This is a genomic window from Pseudoalteromonas sp. KAN5 (genome assembly GCF_022846535.1).
In the GTDB taxonomy this organism is placed as follows: Bacteria; Pseudomonadota; Gammaproteobacteria; order Enterobacterales; family Alteromonadaceae; genus Pseudoalteromonas; species Pseudoalteromonas haloplanktis.
Genome location: NZ_AP025589.1, coordinates 57290 through 73209 on the forward strand (window position 1 = coordinate 57290; position 15920 = coordinate 73209).

At 40.5% G+C, this 15920-nt stretch carries 14 protein-coding genes and 2 pseudogenes; 8 read left to right on the forward strand and 8 right to left on the reverse strand.

All coding sequences use genetic code 11. The annotated features are described in order from the left end of the window. Positions 1 to 11: 11 nt before the first annotated feature. From grxC to gpsA, 3 genes are read left to right on the forward strand one after another with little or no spacing between them, the layout of a single operon-like run. A complete protein-coding gene (gene grxC, locus KAN5_RS00250) occupies positions 12 to 269 on the forward strand; it encodes a glutaredoxin 3 (protein ID WP_016708488.1) in 258 nt (85 codons plus the stop codon). A gap of 38 nt (positions 270 to 307) precedes the next feature. Further along, positions 308 to 796 (forward strand): protein-export chaperone SecB, encoded by a 489-nt coding sequence (gene secB / locus KAN5_RS00255; RefSeq protein ID WP_016708489.1) that lies wholly within the window; start codon positions 308 to 310, stop codon positions 794 to 796. Between the two features lie 3 nt (positions 797 to 799). Next, positions 800 to 1807, forward strand: coding sequence for an NAD(P)H-dependent glycerol-3-phosphate dehydrogenase (gpsA, locus tag KAN5_RS00260; RefSeq protein WP_244390186.1), 1008 nt, complete (start codon positions 800 to 802; stop codon positions 1805 to 1807). A gap of 49 nt (positions 1808 to 1856) precedes the next feature. Here the strand turns inward: gpsA and KAN5_RS00265 are convergent, their stop codons facing one another. Both KAN5_RS00265 and trmL read right to left on the reverse strand, forming a co-directional pair. Further along, entirely contained in the window at positions 1857 to 5699 is a 3843-nt protein-coding gene (locus KAN5_RS00265; RefSeq protein ID WP_244390187.1) for an EAL domain-containing protein, read from the reverse strand. Between the two features lie 159 nt (positions 5700 to 5858). After that, the gene (trmL, locus tag KAN5_RS00270; protein WP_016708492.1) at positions 5859 to 6323 is read right to left on the reverse strand and encodes a tRNA (uridine(34)/cytosine(34)/5-carboxymethylaminomethyluridine(34)-2'-O)-methyltransferase TrmL; all 465 of its coding nucleotides are present in this window, start codon (positions 6321 to 6323) and stop codon (positions 5859 to 5861) included. 178 nt (positions 6324 to 6501) lie between these two features. On the opposite strand from trmL, the gene KAN5_RS00275 reads away from it, so the two are divergent. After that, positions 6502 to 7344 (forward strand): cation diffusion facilitator family transporter, encoded by an 843-nt coding sequence (locus tag KAN5_RS00275; RefSeq protein ID WP_029216120.1) that lies wholly within the window; start codon positions 6502 to 6504, stop codon positions 7342 to 7344. Here KAN5_RS00275 and KAN5_RS00280 read toward each other — a convergent pair. The 3 genes and pseudogenes from KAN5_RS00280 to KAN5_RS00290 all read right to left on the reverse strand — a co-directional run bounded on the left by KAN5_RS00280 (position 7320) and on the right by KAN5_RS00290 (position 10357). Then, on the reverse strand, positions 7320 to 8264 hold the full coding sequence (locus KAN5_RS00280) for an alpha/beta fold hydrolase (RefSeq protein WP_138555235.1): 945 nt from the start codon (positions 8262 to 8264) through the stop codon (positions 7320 to 7322). The genes KAN5_RS00275 and KAN5_RS00280 overlap by 25 nt on opposite strands. 11 nt (positions 8265 to 8275) lie before the next feature. Continuing rightward, complete coding sequence (locus KAN5_RS00285) at positions 8276 to 9691, reverse strand: ATP-binding protein (protein ID WP_138555226.1); 1416 nt, start codon at positions 9689 to 9691, stop codon at positions 8276 to 8278. Beyond that, positions 9669 to 10357, reverse strand: a pseudogene (locus tag KAN5_RS00290) (response regulator). Before KAN5_RS00290 ends, KAN5_RS00285 begins: the two are co-directional and overlap by 23 nt. A 169-nt stretch (positions 10358 to 10526) precedes the next feature. On the opposite strand from KAN5_RS00290, the gene KAN5_RS00295 reads away from it, so the two are divergent. Next, on the forward strand, positions 10527 to 11066 hold the full coding sequence (locus tag KAN5_RS00295; protein WP_016708497.1) for a Spy/CpxP family protein refolding chaperone: 540 nt from the start codon (positions 10527 to 10529) through the stop codon (positions 11064 to 11066). A 394-nt stretch (positions 11067 to 11460) separates the two neighbouring features. Beyond that, positions 11461 to 11718, forward strand: a pseudogene (locus tag KAN5_RS00300) (type II toxin-antitoxin system MqsA family antitoxin); the annotation flags it as partial. A 616-nt stretch (positions 11719 to 12334) separates the two neighbouring features. Here KAN5_RS00300 and KAN5_RS00305 read toward each other — a convergent pair. Genes KAN5_RS00305 through KAN5_RS00315 form a run of 3 tightly spaced genes read right to left on the reverse strand, consistent with a single transcriptional unit; the run spans position 12335 to position 14663 of the window. Beyond that, positions 12335 to 13522: a VWA domain-containing protein gene (locus KAN5_RS00305; protein ID WP_244390188.1), complete on the reverse strand. Its 1188-nt coding sequence runs from the start codon at positions 13520 to 13522 to the stop codon at positions 12335 to 12337. 1 nt (position 13523) lies between these two features. Then, on the reverse strand, positions 13524 to 14372 hold the full coding sequence (locus KAN5_RS00310) for a MoxR family ATPase (protein WP_244390189.1): 849 nt from the start codon (positions 14370 to 14372) through the stop codon (positions 13524 to 13526). Positions 14373 to 14423: 51 nt separating this feature from the next. Continuing rightward, entirely contained in the window at positions 14424 to 14663 is a 240-nt protein-coding gene (locus tag KAN5_RS00315; RefSeq protein ID WP_138555228.1) for a DUF1653 domain-containing protein, read from the reverse strand. A gap of 59 nt (positions 14664 to 14722) precedes the next feature. Here KAN5_RS00315 and KAN5_RS00320 point away from each other — a divergent pair, with 59 nt between their 5' ends. Beyond that, on the forward strand, positions 14723 to 15205 hold the full coding sequence (locus KAN5_RS00320) for a DUF2947 domain-containing protein (protein WP_016708502.1): 483 nt from the start codon (positions 14723 to 14725) through the stop codon (positions 15203 to 15205). Between the two features lie 66 nt (positions 15206 to 15271). Then, positions 15272 to 15901 carry a hypothetical protein gene (locus KAN5_RS00325; RefSeq protein ID WP_138555229.1) on the forward strand — a complete coding sequence of 210 codons (630 nt, stop codon included), beginning with the start codon at positions 15272 to 15274 and terminating at the stop codon, positions 15899 to 15901. Positions 15902 to 15920: the final 19 nt, after the last annotated feature.

Sequence of the window (15920 nt, forward strand, 5' to 3'; positions counted from 1 at the left end):
GAGGAATTGTTATGAGTAATGTTGTTCTTTACACCAAAGCGTATTGTCCTTTTTGCCAACGAGCACTGGCATTGTTAACCAGTAAAGGTGTGCAATATAAGAATATAGATATCGGTGTACAGCCTGAGCTACGTGATGAAATGATCGCCAAAGCAGGTGGGGCGAGCACAGTACCGCAAATCTTTATTAATGATGAGCATATCGGCGGTTGTGACGACATGATGGCGATTGAAGCACAAGGTAAACTTGATGCTAAGTTGAACGCTTAAATATTTATTATAAAAACGATTAAAAGTTAGGAATTATTATGAACGAAGAAAATCAGAACGTAGCAGCACAAGAAGAAACAGGCCCACAATTTACTATTCAACGTATTTACACTAAAGACGTGTCTTTTGAAACGCCTAATTCTCCTGCTATTTTCCAAAAAGAGTGGACACCTGAAGTTAAACTTGATCTTGATACCCGTTCTAACAAACTAGACGAAGGTGTATTTGAAGTTGTATTAGCACTCACTGTTACTGCTTCTATCGGTGAAGAAACAGCGTTTTTATGTGAAATTCAGCAAGCGGGTATTTTCACTATCGCAGAAGTTGAAGAAGTACAACTTGCACATATGCTAGGCGCTTTTTGTCCAAATGTACTTTTCCCATATGCGCGTGAGGCGGTATCTAACTTAGTTAACCGTGGTACATTCCCGCAGCTTAACCTTGCACCTGTTAACTTTGACGCGTTATTCGCGCAATATATGCAGCAACGTGCAGCGCAAGCTGAACAGGCAACTGCAGACGCTTAATTGATGAATACAGCCAATTCAGCTGTTACAGTTTTAGGGGCGGGGTCTTATGGCACCGCCCTTGCTATTTGTTTAGCCCGAAATGGTCACGTAGTGACGCTTTGGGGACGCAATAGCGATGACGTTGCCACGCTTGCAGCTGAGCGGAAGAATCAACGTTACCTACCCGATGTCACATTTCCTGATACTTTACACTTAGAAGCCGATTTACACACCGCTGTTACTGCAAGCCAAGTTATTTTGGTTGTAGTACCAAGCCATGCATTTGGCGACACATTGCAGCAAATAAAGCCTTCATTACTTGATGGTGCGCAAGTGGCGTGGGCAACCAAAGGGTTAGAGCCCGATACTGGTCGGTTACTGCAAGAGGTTGCCCAACAAGAGCTAGGCGATGATGTGCCATTGGCGGTTGTTTCTGGGCCGACTTTTGCCAAAGAAATGGCAATGGGGTTACCTACCGCTGTTTCGGTGTCGTCAACATCAACCACCTTTGCAAAACAGCTTGCTGATTTATTGCATTGTGGCCGCTCATTCCGAGTTTATAACAATAATGATTTTATTGGCATTCAACTTGGTGGTGCAGTTAAAAATGTGATCGCGATTGGTGCGGGAATGTCTGATGGCTTTGGTTTTGGTGCTAATGCTAGAACAGCACTTATCACCCGTGGTTTAGCTGAATTATGCCGTTTAGGTTGTGCACTTGGCGCGAAATCTGAAACCTTTATGGGCATGGCCGGCCTTGGTGATTTGATACTTACGTGTACTGATAACCAGTCTCGTAACCGTCGTTTTGGCTTAGCACTAGGCAAAGGTGAGGGGGTTGAACAGGCGATAGCGTCAATTGGTCAAGTGGTCGAAGGTTACCGCAACACCAAAGAGGTGTATTTACTTGCTCAGCGTACAGGCATTGAAATGCCAATTACTGAGCAAATCTATCAGGTACTTTATGAAAATAAAGACGTGAAAGAAGCGGCTATGGCGTTATTAGGCCGTGAGCAAAAATCAGAATAAGCATGAGTGTCAGCGTTGTGCTAATCATTACGCTGACAACAACTCACGTTTAGTCATTGCCCAAACTAGAGTGTTTTCGCTGATTATTTTTTTCAATAAAAGCCGCAACCTTATCAGCATGTAGCGGGCGGCTATAGTAATAACCTTGCATGGTATTACAACCCATTACATGGAGCATATAAGCTTGCTCTTTCGTTTCAACGCCTTCTGCAACTACATCGATTTTTAAATATTTAGCCAGGCGTATAATCGTCGCGGTGATATTTCGGTCTTGTTCGCTATCAATAATATCTTTAATAAAAGAACGGTCAATTTTTAAGGTATCGATAGGAAAGCGCTTTAAATAGCCAAGTGATGAATGTCCTGTGCCAAAATCATCTAAGGCAATCGTGAAGCCAAGCGCTTTTAAGCGATTCATTTGTTGCTGGGCAAACTCAGGGTTATCCATCATGGCGCTTTCGGTTATTTCTAACTCTACACAGCGAGCCGGTACATCATAGTTTGTTAAGCACTCGGTAAGTGTTTCAAGTAAGCTGCTTTGCTGAAAATGTAATGCAGAAATATTAATTGCTACTTTACCAAAGTTAACTCGTTGATTACGCCATAATTCAAGCTGTTTAAATAATTGTTTCATTAGTAATAATGTTAATGGAATTATCGCCCCATTTTGTTCTGCTAGCGGTATGAACTCGCTAGGACTAATAAGGCTACCGTCAACTTGTGGCCAGCGAACTAATGCCTCAAAGCCATGAATTTGATTTTTGTCAGCATTATATTTTACTTGATAAAACAATTGAAAGTCTTGATGTTCAATGGCTCTAAATAGCGCACTTTCTTTATTGAGCTCATTTGAGTCTATGGTGTGTTTAGATTTATCAAAAAACTGATAATTGTTATGACCTATTTTTTTTGCGTGGTTAAGCGCGCTATTGGCGCAGCGCATAAGTGCTTCACTGCTATAGCCGTTTTCGGGATAGACAGCAATGCCGCAACAAGCTGAAATAAAGCTCTCTATGCCATCAAGCATAAACGGAGTTTGAAACTGTGCCAGGATTTTATCGGCAAGCTTTTTCGCGAAAAAGATAGTCATTCCTGAATATAAATAAGGTGGCACCAAAATAGCAAATTCATCACCGCCTAAACGGGCGAGTGTATAACCAGAGTCAAGATTGCGAGAGAGTCTACCTGCAACCTCTTTTAATAGTTCATCTCCAATTGCATGACCGAGGGACTCATTTATTTTATTGAAATTATCTAAATCGATAAAAATTATTAGTAGATCAGGGAAGTTATTATTACAACTGGCAATGGCTTTATTAACAGATTCAATAAAAATAGTACGATTAGATAGCCCAGTAACAGAGTCTCGGGTGGTGAGCTTTAGCATGGCCCGTTCATTATTTTTCCGGGCAGTTACATCGGAGAATAAGCCAATATAATGCGCGCTACTGTTACGCAGGTTAGGGGTTTTTACTTTGGTTATCGATAAGTCTAACGCATAAGGTTGCCCGTCTTTGCGCAAGTTCCAGATTTCTCCTGACCAATAGCCATCGGTTTCCAAATCATTACGAATAAGACTTTCTAGTTTTTTGTCTCGGCCTTCGACTGTGTATGCCTTTGGCTTTTTACCGATAACATCAGCTAGGGTGAATCCACAAATGGTTGTAAAAGCTTGGTTTATATCTGTTATTTGAAAGTCTTCGTTGGCAATCCAAATAGCGTCTTTAGATTGCGCCATTAATGCATTAGCTAAATTGTGTTTCGCACCATTTTTTAGTTTATAAATAACAAGTAGTAATAAAATAATAAAAATAGTCGTTAAAATTAAATAATTAAACCAGTTAGGTAGGGTTAAAGCCGTTTGTTTTATTAGTAACACTAATGGCTCGCTATTTACTTGATTAAGGTTTTTAACTTCAAGGTAAATATTTTTTTGATCAGCTGTGAGCGACAGCATAGATTGAGAGCTTGGTAGTGGCAGCCACTGTCCATTAGGATCGAGTCGATAAGACAGTCGCATGGGTAAATTACTATCACTGGTGAACCAAACGGATACACCTTTTAGCGGTTGTTGTACATGCAGCGCATTCGTCGCTAAGTGATAATAGTGTTCGTCATTTTCTTGATAGTGTAACGCTAGGTGACTGATTGAAAATAGATTATTTTGCGGTATTGATTGTGTTGCATGTACTTCAAGAAGAATACTGGTATTTTGAGGCGCGAACAGCATTATTTTATCGCGGTAGCTTACGGTAAATTGAGCTTGTGGCAATTGCTGCTGGCTAATTGAATCATCTATATTTGCAGCCATGCTGTGGGTCGCATTTTCAACCCATACATTAGTACTGGGAGTGTAGAGTTTGATTGCTTGAGAATCGACTATCCACAGTGTATCAAGTGGAGCTTCGTAGATGGCAGTAGTGTCAAACATGCTGACTTTATTAAAGTGTACGCTTTTTGTTGTCAGTGCTGAGTCTACGGGGGTTTGCCATAAACCGTTTTTTGTCGCAAGCCAAAGCCTTGATGAATTACGCTGATAAAAAATATCTCTGATCTCGCCAAGGGTGTGTGTGGTGTCTAGCGCTAAGGGAATTGCTTGTTGATCGCTAATATAAAATAACTGCTGGTTATTACTTGCTAAATACTGTGTATCAGAGAGGGGGGTGAAAGCATTTATGTTACTAACTGGCAGCGAAAAATTATGTTGTTGAGTTGCAAAATCATAATTGATTAACTGTTTTTTGCTTGCTATCCATAGCGTTGTCGGTGCTGTGAAGTGCAGCACATTTGCTTGCTCTGGTAGTAATAAATCAAATGCTTGGGTGCGAGCACTGTATAAATACAACCCGTTAGAGGTTGTTATTGCCCACTTGTCTTCGTGTAAATAATAAATACTGAGTACTTTTTTACCTTTAGAAAAGTTATCTATCTGGGCCAGCATTTTGAAATATTGCTGTATTCTTGGCGCTGGACTCTCGGTAATTGGCGTTGCAATAATTTGCATTGCATAAAGCCTCACCCAATTTTTAGTGTTGGTTTGCAGCCACAGTTGTTCATTGTTTTGTTTTATTGATAAAAAATGCGCCGGAGAATTATAAAATAAAGGCTTACTGCTTTTGGTTGTTAAATCATATTTATAAGCTTGATTATTATGTAAATAGTAAAGGTGGTCTTGAAAGAAGTTTAGGTGTTGCACATTGATGTGATTGAGTTTTATTGTTTCTAATGAGTGGGTGTTATTAAATAGATAATGTTGTTCATTTGAGGTGCTAATAACGAGTGCGGTTGATGTTTGACTTGGGCTTAGCTGAGTAATGTCAGCCGGTGCGCTGAGCCGAGAGATAATTGCGTTGCTGGCTGTATCAAAGCGACTGGCCGCATTCCCGCCAGAATGTAACCATAAACTGTTGTTAAACCCAGCTGCAAGCTCAACAATTTGTTCAGAAAAAGCATAGGCAGAATGAAGTTTTTCGTTTTTTATTGTGTAAATCTGACCTAAATGTAGAAAATAAAAGCCATGATCTGTGGTAAAGATCTGTTGCTTTAATGGGCTGTCGGTTAGTTGAATTAGTTGATTGCTGATTAGATCTATTAAACTTAAACCTTGCTCTGTATTAACTAATAACCATGATTTATAAGCGGCTACCTGCAAAACATTAAGCGTTGCAAATGCTGAAAATGGCGGTGTGTGACTACTAAACAGGTGCGTAGAATCGTAGCTAAATAAACCTTTTTCAGTTGCGAGCCAAAATGTGTTAGTCGGGCTTTGGGTAAAGTCGTTAATGGCAGGTATAGAAAGCGCGTTGGCGTTTATTTCATCCACCATACTGGCGTTTACATTTACAAAAAAGAACATACTGATAAAGCAGCATGTTTTAAGTATAAACCGCATTGCAATCCATTGAATAAGTTTAAAAAGAACTTATTTAGAATAGTGCATGAATAAATAAATTGCGAATCGTCAAGCGTGAAATTTATTACAGTAAGTGCAGTGGCATTTTAGCCTTAAAGGGGGAGCTAAAGCGCCTAATGGGCGCTTTATTTGCAGTGTTTACTGAGCGTTAGGGAAACCTAACTGACGCCATGATTCATAAACAAACACAGCAACCGCATTGGATAAGTTCATGCTTCTGCTATTGGCTTGCATTGGGATCCGCACTCGTTGCTCATTTGGTAATGATTGAATTAATTCATCCGGTAAGCCACGTGTTTCTGGGCCAAATACTAAACAGTCACCCGCTTCATAGCTTGCTTGGTGATGGAATTGACTACCTTTAGTAGTACACGCGTATACTTTCTTTGGTTGGCACTTTGCTAAGTACGCCTCGAACGAAGCATGGCGTTGCACATGGCTAAATTCATGGTAATCAAGGCCCGCTCTTTTGACGCGCTTATCATCCCACTCAAAGCCCAGTGGTTCGATGAGGTGCAAAGCAAAACCTGTATTTGCGCACAAACGAATAATATTCCCTGTGTTAGGGGGAATTTCTGGTTGGTATAAAACGATATCGAGCATAACGAGCCTTATTGGTGATCTACATTTTGACGTTCGAGAGTATACACGAAACAGCGAAAAAAAATGATATACTGATTTTAATCAAACAGTTTAAAACATAGGCAAAAGCGTGCATCAACGTAGTTATGAATTTTGGGTGAAAACCGCCAGTATTGTTACCATGGTTATGGTGAGCTTGATGATTGCGGCTAAATGTTGGGCATGGCTTGCGTCGGGCTCAGCATCCATGCTTGGCTCACTTACAGACTCTTTGATGGATATTACCGCCTCAGCGATGAGTTTTTTAGTGTTAGGTTATGCACTGCGCCCTGCAGATGACGATCACCGCTTTGGTCACGGTAAAGCTGAAGCATTAGCTGGGTTAGGTCAAGCAGCCTTTATTGCTGGTTCAGGTTGTTTATTAGCATTTCATGGTATTGAGCGCTTATTTAACCCTGTGGTATTAAACCATTCGATGCTGGGTGTGTGGGTCAGTATTTTTGCCATTGCTTGTACGCTGGTGGTGGTATATGTACAAACCAAAGTGATAAGGCATACCGAATCTATCGCGATCAAAGCGGACTCAGTGCACTACAAAGGTGACTTAATTTTAAATGCCGCGGTATTGATTGCGATATTACTGGCGCAAAATGGCATGCTTTACGCCGACCCTATTTTTGCTATTGGCGTTGCTGGCTACCTTCTTTATAACAGCTGGGATATAGCAACACAAAGTGCTGATCACTTGATGGATAAAGAACTTCCAGATGAAGAAAAAGCCAGCATAGTATCAATTGCCAACAGTCATAACGATGTTTTTGGCGTACACGACGTACGTACTCGGCAAGGCGGCAAAGTTAAATTTATTCAAATGCATTTAGAACTTGAAGATCAACTGCCTTTGATCCGTGCGCATTACGTTGCTGATGAAGTGGTGGCAATGATCCAACAAGAGTTTAATTGTGAAATGGATATTTTGATCCACCAAGATCCCATGTCGTTGAGTCAGCCAAACTCTCAATTTAGTGAGTCACAAAACTGATAAAAGCGGCTAAGTACGGCTTGGCGAATGGTGTCTTGTTCAAACAGTAGCTCATGTTTTGCACCAGCAAACGTCTGTAAAACCGCATTGTTTTGACGATGCACCAATGCAATTTGAGCTTGGTTATCGACAACCGTATCGTTTTCAGCACTGGCAATAAAAACGGGGAGCGTTAGCTGTTGTTGCTCAAGAGTCGCCATAAAGCCAAACGCAGCATTTAACCAGCCATAAGTGACGCCACCTAATTGCAATATGCTATCGCTTTGATAGGTTTGTCTAAACAATTGATAGCGGACCTCGCTACTCGTTAGATCATTATTCAGAAAATCGTATGCTAGATAATCAGTTTGACCAAGTGCATAACACTGGTTAAAGCCTAATAAGCACGCTGTACGTGCGGCAAGTTTAGCAAGTGGTTTTGGTGTGCCTTTGGTGTAAATATCAAACATGGGGGCAGACAGGAAAACACCACTGTAGTTATGCTTAAATCGAGTGAGAAAGTCCACTGCAATCGCTCCGCCCATTGAGTGCCCGAGCATGACCTTTTTACCTTGGTAAAGAGTATTCACAATTTGACTGTCAAATAGTGCCAAATCATCTGCATAATCAGTAAATTTATTCACAAAGCCTTTATGCGGGTTTGCAAGCGCCCGATAAGATCGCCCTTGTCCTTGGTGGTCGACAATAAATACAGCGTAATTATTTTTAAATAACTCCCATATCAGCTCTTGGTATTTATCTAACCCTTCTATACGCCCAGAGCTAATGACTATAGCGGCTTTGGGCTGTTCCGGTATCGCATAACCATAATATAAATCACCATTTGTCGTCGTCAGCAGTGCTTTATTCACCTGTTGCGCAAAAAATTGCGATATTTCAGGCTGTCGCGCGAGTAAATCTGACTCTGTACTGTAAAACATAGGGCGCATTCTTATTTTTGTTTATTTAACGGTAAGGCAATGCGCACGCAGAGCCCGTTAGGTTCACTATTATGCAGTGTTAAGCTGCCAGCATGGGCGGCAATAGCGTTTTTAGCGATTGCTAAACCAAGCCCAGTACCACCGCTGGTTCTATCTCGTGCATCTGATTGACGAAAAAACGGCTCACATAGCTTAGTTAAATTTTGTGGCTCAACGCCAGGACCATCATCACTGATCTCAATATAAATCGCATCACTTAAACTCATCGATAAGGTAATTGTATGCACAGCATACTTTATCGCATTACGTAATACATTTTCTAATGCGCTGGCAATTAAGCTCTCATCGCAACGAATATCAACATTCAGCTGGCCTTGAATAAGCAGTTGTTTGTTATTTTGTTTCGCTTCAAACTGAGCATCATTTAACACGTGATCTATGATCACTTGTAAAGATTGTTCATGTAATGACAGTGCTTGGCTTTTCGCCTCAAGGCGCGATACTTGCAACACATCGGCAATCATTTTATCAAGTTGATTAGCTTCTTTTTCAATACGTAATAAGTAAGTTTGGTTTTCTTCTGGGGTTTGCATTTGCGCAAGGCCTGTCGCCATTTTTAAACGCGTTAACGGTGAACGTAATTCGTGAGATATATCAGCTAATAAGCGTTTTTGTGCGCTAATGAGTTGCTCTAACTGACTCGCCATACTATTAAAATCACGACCTAACACACCTAACTCATCTTGCCTGTTTGGATCTATGTTAGCGCGGGCGCTTAGATCACCATTGGACAGTTTAATCGCGGCTTGTTTTAAATGATTAATCGGTGCAATTAGGTTACGACTAAATATAAAACTTAATATTAATGAAGCAAGAAGTGCAATAACCACTTTTAACCAAATCGGCATTAGTTTCAAGCGCACAATAAATGGCGTTTGGTGATTTTCGTCGATTTCGTATAAATAAAATGTGCCTTCTGGAAGGTCTATTTTTATTGGCCCAAATGCTTGGTAATACTCAGTAAAAATAACTTGTGGCGGCATACTTTTAGTGAAATTAATTAGACTTAGATCAATCTCATTTGGCGGTGTCCGACTACTCAATGAATGCTCAGGTTGATCTGAATTTAAGTACAATAATTTACGTTTGGCTAAACGTGGGTGCATTAAAATCTCAACAACGGGTTTTTCATGCTTTACTACGGAACGTTCAAGGCCTTTTGCTGTGTATTGCAGGTTTTTTAGCATAGGGCCATGTAAATCTTCATTGCTCACTTGATTGGTTGCAATATTACTTAAAAATACTAACGCAGTGATCGTGCCGATAACTGTCAGCCAAAACCACACAAAAATTTTAAAAAATAAAAAGTGTTTCGGGTGTTTCAGCCAAGCTAAACGGGGGGCGCTATTCTCCTTGGATAAAGACATAGCCGGTTCCTCGCATGGTTTTAATACGTTCAGCACTATTAAATTCGGCAATTTTTTTGCGAATATTACTGACATGCATATCTATAGAGCGGTCAAAAGAAGCCAGACGCCTTCCAAGTACTTCTTCACTTATTTGTTCTTTACTCACCACTTCGCCAGCGTGCTTAACCAATAAAGCAAGTACTTCATATTCAGTGCCAGTTAGACTCAATGGATGATCATCTACCGATGCTTCGCGGGCTGCTAAGTTAATAACGATATTATTGACACTAAGTTTATTTGAGTTGTGATTAGTTAAGCTAGTAATGTGCTCAATACGACGCGTAATTGCTTTAACTCGTGCGAATAACTCACGATGGTTGAATGGTTTAGGAATGTAATCATCGGCGCCAAGTTCAAGGCCAAAGATACGGTCAAAGTCTTCACCTTTGGCGGTTAGCATAATCACAGGTGTTAATTTTTTTGTCTTAGCTGTTTAAGTACTTCAAAGCCATCCAGTTTAGGTAGCATCACATCGAGTAAAATTAGTGCATACTCATGCTCAAGCGCTTGCTTTAAACCTTGTTCGCCATCGTGTACACATTCAATTTGAAACCCTTGCGCAGTTAAATACTCAGAAAGTAACTCACATAAACCGGTATCATCATCAATCATTAATAATTTCATTTGCTCGCCTTAACCACGCTGGAATAACTTTATTTTACGCCTTAATGTGCTTAAAAGTGAACCTTTACACAACCTTTACATTGCTTTGCGTTGCTTTGCATTGGGGGCGTTATAGTGAACATAACAACTGAATACACAGTAAGTTCGCAACCAACCAAAGGTAATTATTATGACTATTTCAAGTAAAGTTTCTAAATTAGTATTAATTTGTGGATTAGCGACAGCAACATTAGGCACTGGCGCTGTAATAGCAAAAGAAGGCATGCAGCATAAACAAGGCCACTCTATTGAACATAAACAAGCGCGTTTTTTATTGTCTGAACGTGGCGTTAAAAAACTTGATTTGACTGAGCAACAACAAACCCAGTTGAAAACAATTTTTGAAGCGCAAAAAGCGCAATTTAAAGCACTTCGTGGTACTGATAAAGAGGCTATGAAGCAAGAACGTGAGGCACATAAAGCCCAAATGAAAGCATTATTAGATATGCCGTCATTTGATGAAGCCGCAGCTAAAGAGTTATTAGCGAAGCGCCAAGCTAAAGGCGAGCAATTTGCTTTAATTAACTTAAAAACGCAACATCAAGTTTGGCAGGTATTAAATGCCGAGCAACGTGAAAAGTATGAAGAAATTAAAAAACACATGCGTAAAAAAGGTCATAAAAAAGGTGACAAAAAACGCAGCCGCGATGAGCAAAAGCAAGATAAGTAATTATCAAAATTACTAAAACGAAATATAAAAACGCGAGAGAGATCTCGCGTTTTTCATTTTTACTAAGCCATGTAGCGACTTTACCTCGTGGCTGGCTTTCGTCACTTAAAGACTTTTTTACACAAGGAGAAGTGAATGAGTGTAAATGAGAAAAAAATACCGCGGGCTTCGAGCAACGAACTCCGAATACACCCCAGCACCTAGCCACTACCAAGGCCCTATTTTTACAATTACTTCTCTAAAAGCGCAGCGCCTCATAACCTCTTTGTGAATAAATTTTAATTGCGCGGGGTAAACCCGCGCCTACGAAATATCACCCATCTCGTAGCAGCGATTTTATATCGCGTCATAGTGTTAACTTGATAGGTGCACGTAATTTGCGTACATTTAAGCGCATGCACAAGGCAAGCTAACCTTATTCACTTATGCTATGAATGACGCAAATAACCCCGCCATTTCACCCGATGAAATCATTAATATTCGCGAAACGTTTAATATGTCGCGCGGGGTATTTGCAAACTTATTACATACCTCAGCAAGAACCTTTGAAAACTGGGAGCAAGGCCGCAGCGCACCTAATGATCAGGCCATTACTTTATTAAAGTTAGTGCAGCGATACCCTGAAACGTTGAATTATATAGCTGAGTTGTAGGAAATGAATGATAAAGGAATATAAAAAGAATCCTTTCTTTTTATCGTTTATTAAATCATTACATAAAGTTATTTATGATTAATAAAATTGGAGAAATTGAAGTAACTAATCTTACTAAATTAGCTAAAAGCTTCTCACTTATTTCAATCGTGATATGCATAAGCACCTCTCGGTTAAGCGGTTCAAATTAATTGACCAAATAACTATGTTGGTGCTACCCTTCAGTTGCGACACTGGGTGGTTGGCTTTAACTTTGTTATTTGATCAACACCTACAATCAAGCCTAAGTTTGTTTATTCATGCTTAGGCTTTTTTGTTCTTTAAGTTTACCATTTTGAAATGGCTGCGCAACCAAGGTGGCCGCTTAACCGCTTGATTTAATTAAATATAAAGCTTGTAATTTCTTTTTTGGATTCAATGTTATTTTTAGAAATGTTTTTATTTCATTGATTAAGTTAAAGAAATTATATTGTTTAAAAATAACACTCGAGATTTTTAATTCCTAATGTTTATAACTACCATTTTTATATGCGAATATGTTATAAAAAACTTGTTCAAACTGCTGTTTTTAGATTGATAGATAAAACTAAAGAGTTGATGCTCTCTAACATATTACTTAACTCAACCCCCTTATCGCTCTACTAATGCCATCTAAGCTCAGTGGGTACATGCGGTTATCCATCAGCTGCTTTATAAAATCAATTGATTGATAATAGCGCCAGTGTTCAACCGGTTGTGGGTTGAGCCACGCTACTTTGTCAAAGTGATTGGTGATACGAGCAAGCCATGCGCTGCCGGGCTCTTCGTTGTAGTGCTCAACAGAGCCGCCGGGGTAGGCGATTTCATACGGGCCCATGGTGGCATCGCCTACAAAGATGACTTTATAGTCACTGGTGAACTTGTTTATTAGCGTCATAGTGTCGATGATGTTTGAGTGGCGGCGTTGGTTGTCTTGCCAAACGTGTTCGTACAGGCAGTTATGAAAGTAGTAAAACTCTAAGTGTTTAAACTCGCTGTGGGCGGCGCTAAAGAGCTCTTCACAGGTATGAATGTAATCATCCATTGAGCCGCCAATATCAAACAGCATTAACACTTTTACCGCGTTATGGCGCTCTGGCGCCATTTTTACATCAAGCATGCCGCCTTGTTTGGCGGTCGCGCGAATGGTCTCGTTTAAATCTAGGGTGTCACTTGCGCCAGTACGGGCAAATTTACGCAGTTTTTTAAGCGCAAGTTTTATGGTGCGCGAACCTATTTCACGATCAGAATCGAGGTTTTTATATTCGCGTTTATCCCACACTTTTACAGCGCGGCGGTTACGGTTGCCGTCCTGACCAATCCGTACGCCTTCTGGGTTGTAGCCATACGCGCCAAAGGGCGATGTACCGCCTGTGCCCACCCATTTATTACCGCCTGCGTGGCGCTTTTGTTGTTCTTCAAGGCGCTCTTTTAGGGTTTTCATTAACTCATCAAGGCCGCCCATGGCCTTAAGTTGTGCTTTTTCTTCATCGCTTAAGTGTTTTTCAAACTCTTTGCGCAGCCAATCATGAGGTAAGTCATGTTGCTGTTTTAGGCTCTCTAGTAAGTCGAGATCGGCAATGCCGCTAAAGTAATCAGCAAAGGCTTTGTCAAAGCGGTCAAAGTGGGTTTCGTCTTTTACCATGATAGTGCGGGCCAAATAGTAAAACCCGTCAACATCAGCAAATACCGCACCTTTTTTCAGCGCGTTGATTAAATCAAGTAACTCACGCATGCTTACAGGTAAGCGGTACTCTCGTAATTTGAAGAAAAACGCAATCAACATCTTAACGGCGACTCATAAAGGCTAGTTTTTCAATTAAGCTGATATCTTGCTCATTTTTTAGTAGCGCACCAAACATTGGCATTAAGCCACCTTTTTGGCTTTTATCATGTAGGGTTTTCGCGTCGATGTCTTCGGCCATTAACAGTTTTAGCCAATCAAGTAACTCGCTGGTGGACGGTTTTTTCTTGATGCCGTTAACGTCACGAAGGTTAAAGAATACTTCCAGCGCTTGGCGCACTAAATCTTGTTTTACATTCGGGTGGTGAACATCAACAATTTGCTGCATCTCGTCGCTCGATGGAAAATCAATGTAATGGAAAAAGCAGCGGCGTAAAAAGGCATCTGGTAGCTCTTTTTCATTATTTGAGGTGATGATCACAATAGGGCGCTGCTTAGCTACAATTCTTTCGCCAGTTTCATAAACATGAAACTCCATTTTATCCAGCTCCAGTAGCAAGTCGTTTGGAAATTCGATGTCGGCTTTATCTATTTCATCAATTAATAATACCGGGCGTTTATTGTGCTCTTCGCCGTAGGTAAATGCCTGCCAAAGTTTGCCTTTTATTATGTAGTTACCAATATTATGCACGCGCTCATCACCGAGTTGACTGTCGCGCAGGCGTGATACTGCATCGTACTCGTATAAGCCTTGCTGTGCTTTAGTGGTTGATTTTATATGCCACTGGATAAGGTGGGTATCTAAGCTGTTAGCTAACTCTTCGGCTAGCATGGTTTTACCTGTACCGGGTTCGCCTTTTATTAATAGTGGCTTTTCAAGCAAAATAGCCGCATTAACCGCTTGTTTTAACGAATTACTTGCGATGTAGTTATCTGTAGAATTAAATTGCACGTAAATACCTGTCTGGTCTGAGCAGTAATAAATAAGGCTATCATGCCATAGTTACTCGACCTCTCCAAGGTATGCAAAGCGAGGAATAACGTGGCCGTCTTTTTCAACCGTTTCTAAAAACATACTCAGTGGTCGCGCCCACATGCCAAACTCACCATACAAGGCCTGATAAATTACCAGCTGTTCGTCGGTTTCGCTGTGGGTGGCAATGTACAAAACTTTGTATTTAGGACCTTTGTAATGTTGGTATATGCCTGATTTAAGGGAAAGTGGTTTTATTGCTGTAGTCATGTTTTGATCTCTTGTATAATTTGCGCTGCACTTTTAATGCTAACCAATTTGCCAATATTATGAACTATATATCGTTAGATGATTACAAGAAAGCGTGGGTTTTTCGCCATCAAGATGCGCCCGTATCAGAGCAAGATCTTGCTTTAATTAAACCTATGAGCCATGAGCGTGCAGCTGTTCTATGGAGCACTATGGTAAGCCGTGAACATGATCACCCTGATTTTTTTGAAAAAACCGATTGGTGTGGCAATGATGATAATTTCTCGCAAATAGTTCCTTGGGAAGCTGCGTGGGAAGAAGGCGCAGAGCAATTACCTACTGAAATTCTAGCTCACCTTGATTGGCAAGCAAACACCACCATCTATTTTTGTATGGCCCGTGACAATATCATTGAAACCAGTTTTGATGTGTTTAAACGCAATTGGCAGAATTTTATGTTTTTAGCTGATGGCAGTTTATTGCTTGGTAAAAAACGTAATGAAGTAGTGCAGTTTTTAGCAACGGGTGATGCAAAATTAGGTATAAAGGCTAGCGTTAAGTAACAGAGCTTAAAAAGCAGCCAATACTGTGCTATAAAACAAGCAACTAGATGTTTTTGAGTGTAATCGTTGGCTGCAAGCGACCCCTTTCAACAAGTCGATATTTGGCAATCTGATGCGCAGCGTGTGCTATATACACAGCTGTGTAACGCCTTCTATGCGCGAGAAATTGCTTTGTTAGTTGCAGAACCTAATGAGCAACGCTTACGCAAACGATTAAAAAGCCTTCCTTTTTATATCGAGCGTGCCGCAGCTGCTGTAGTTAATGGCCAGGTTCCTTTTCAGTTAGATCCCCATAATGGTAGCTGGCTTGATAAGCAAAAATTGCGGCCACCAAATGAAAAAAGTAATGATGATTTTTACCAGCAACATAAAAAAGTGGGTCTAATTGTGCCGCTGTTACTTAATCGCGCAAATCAAACCCGCGTTGCAATAGACAGCATCGACCAAGTAAGCGACAATAAACTTCATTGTAATGAACATGGTTGGTTTGATGACCAAGGGCAGCCGTTAGAGGGGCAGTCTGTAGTGTTATTAAAACCTACAAAAGCAACAATGGCTGCTGCATGTTGCGGTCATCAGTGGTCTTTTGATAAACGTACAACACCACGAACCTTATCTCTGAGAGAAATGCTGTTAGCAGGTAATATCAATTGGCGTAATTTAAAACGCCCTCATGTTCGAGTTAAAAAAATTTAATACCAGTTGCCTTAAGTGC

What these genes read in the sequence shown, in the direction of transcription:
- grxC (WP_016708488.1), top strand. Translation starts at nt 12, where the DNA reads ATGAGTAATGTTGTTCTTTACACCAAAGCGTATTGTCCTTTTTGCCAA.
- secB (WP_016708489.1), top strand. Translation starts at nt 308, where the DNA reads ATGAACGAAGAAAATCAGAACGTAGCAGCACAAGAAGAAACAGGCCCA.
- gpsA (WP_244390186.1), top strand. Translation starts at nt 800, where the DNA reads ATGAATACAGCCAATTCAGCTGTTACAGTTTTAGGGGCGGGGTCTTAT.
- KAN5_RS00265 (WP_244390187.1), bottom strand. Translation starts at nt 5,699, where the DNA reads ATGCGGTTTATACTTAAAACATGCTGCTTTATCAGTATGTTCTTTTTT.
- trmL (WP_016708492.1), bottom strand. Translation starts at nt 6,323, where the DNA reads ATGCTCGATATCGTTTTATACCAACCAGAAATTCCCCCTAACACAGGG.
- KAN5_RS00275 (WP_029216120.1), top strand. Translation starts at nt 6,502, where the DNA reads ATGATTGCGGCTAAATGTTGGGCATGGCTTGCGTCGGGCTCAGCATCC.
- KAN5_RS00280 (WP_138555235.1), bottom strand. Translation starts at nt 8,264, where the DNA reads ATGTTTTACAGTACAGAGTCAGATTTACTCGCGCGACAGCCTGAAATA.
- KAN5_RS00285 (WP_138555226.1), bottom strand. Translation starts at nt 9,691, where the DNA reads ATGTCTTTATCCAAGGAGAATAGCGCCCCCCGTTTAGCTTGGCTGAAA.
- KAN5_RS00295 (WP_016708497.1), top strand. Translation starts at nt 10,527, where the DNA reads ATGACTATTTCAAGTAAAGTTTCTAAATTAGTATTAATTTGTGGATTA.
- KAN5_RS00305 (WP_244390188.1), bottom strand. Translation starts at nt 13,522, where the DNA reads ATGTTGATTGCGTTTTTCTTCAAATTACGAGAGTACCGCTTACCTGTA.
- KAN5_RS00315 (WP_138555228.1), bottom strand. Translation starts at nt 14,663, where the DNA reads ATGACTACAGCAATAAAACCACTTTCCCTTAAATCAGGCATATACCAA.
- KAN5_RS00320 (WP_016708502.1), top strand. Translation starts at nt 14,723, where the DNA reads ATGAACTATATATCGTTAGATGATTACAAGAAAGCGTGGGTTTTTCGC.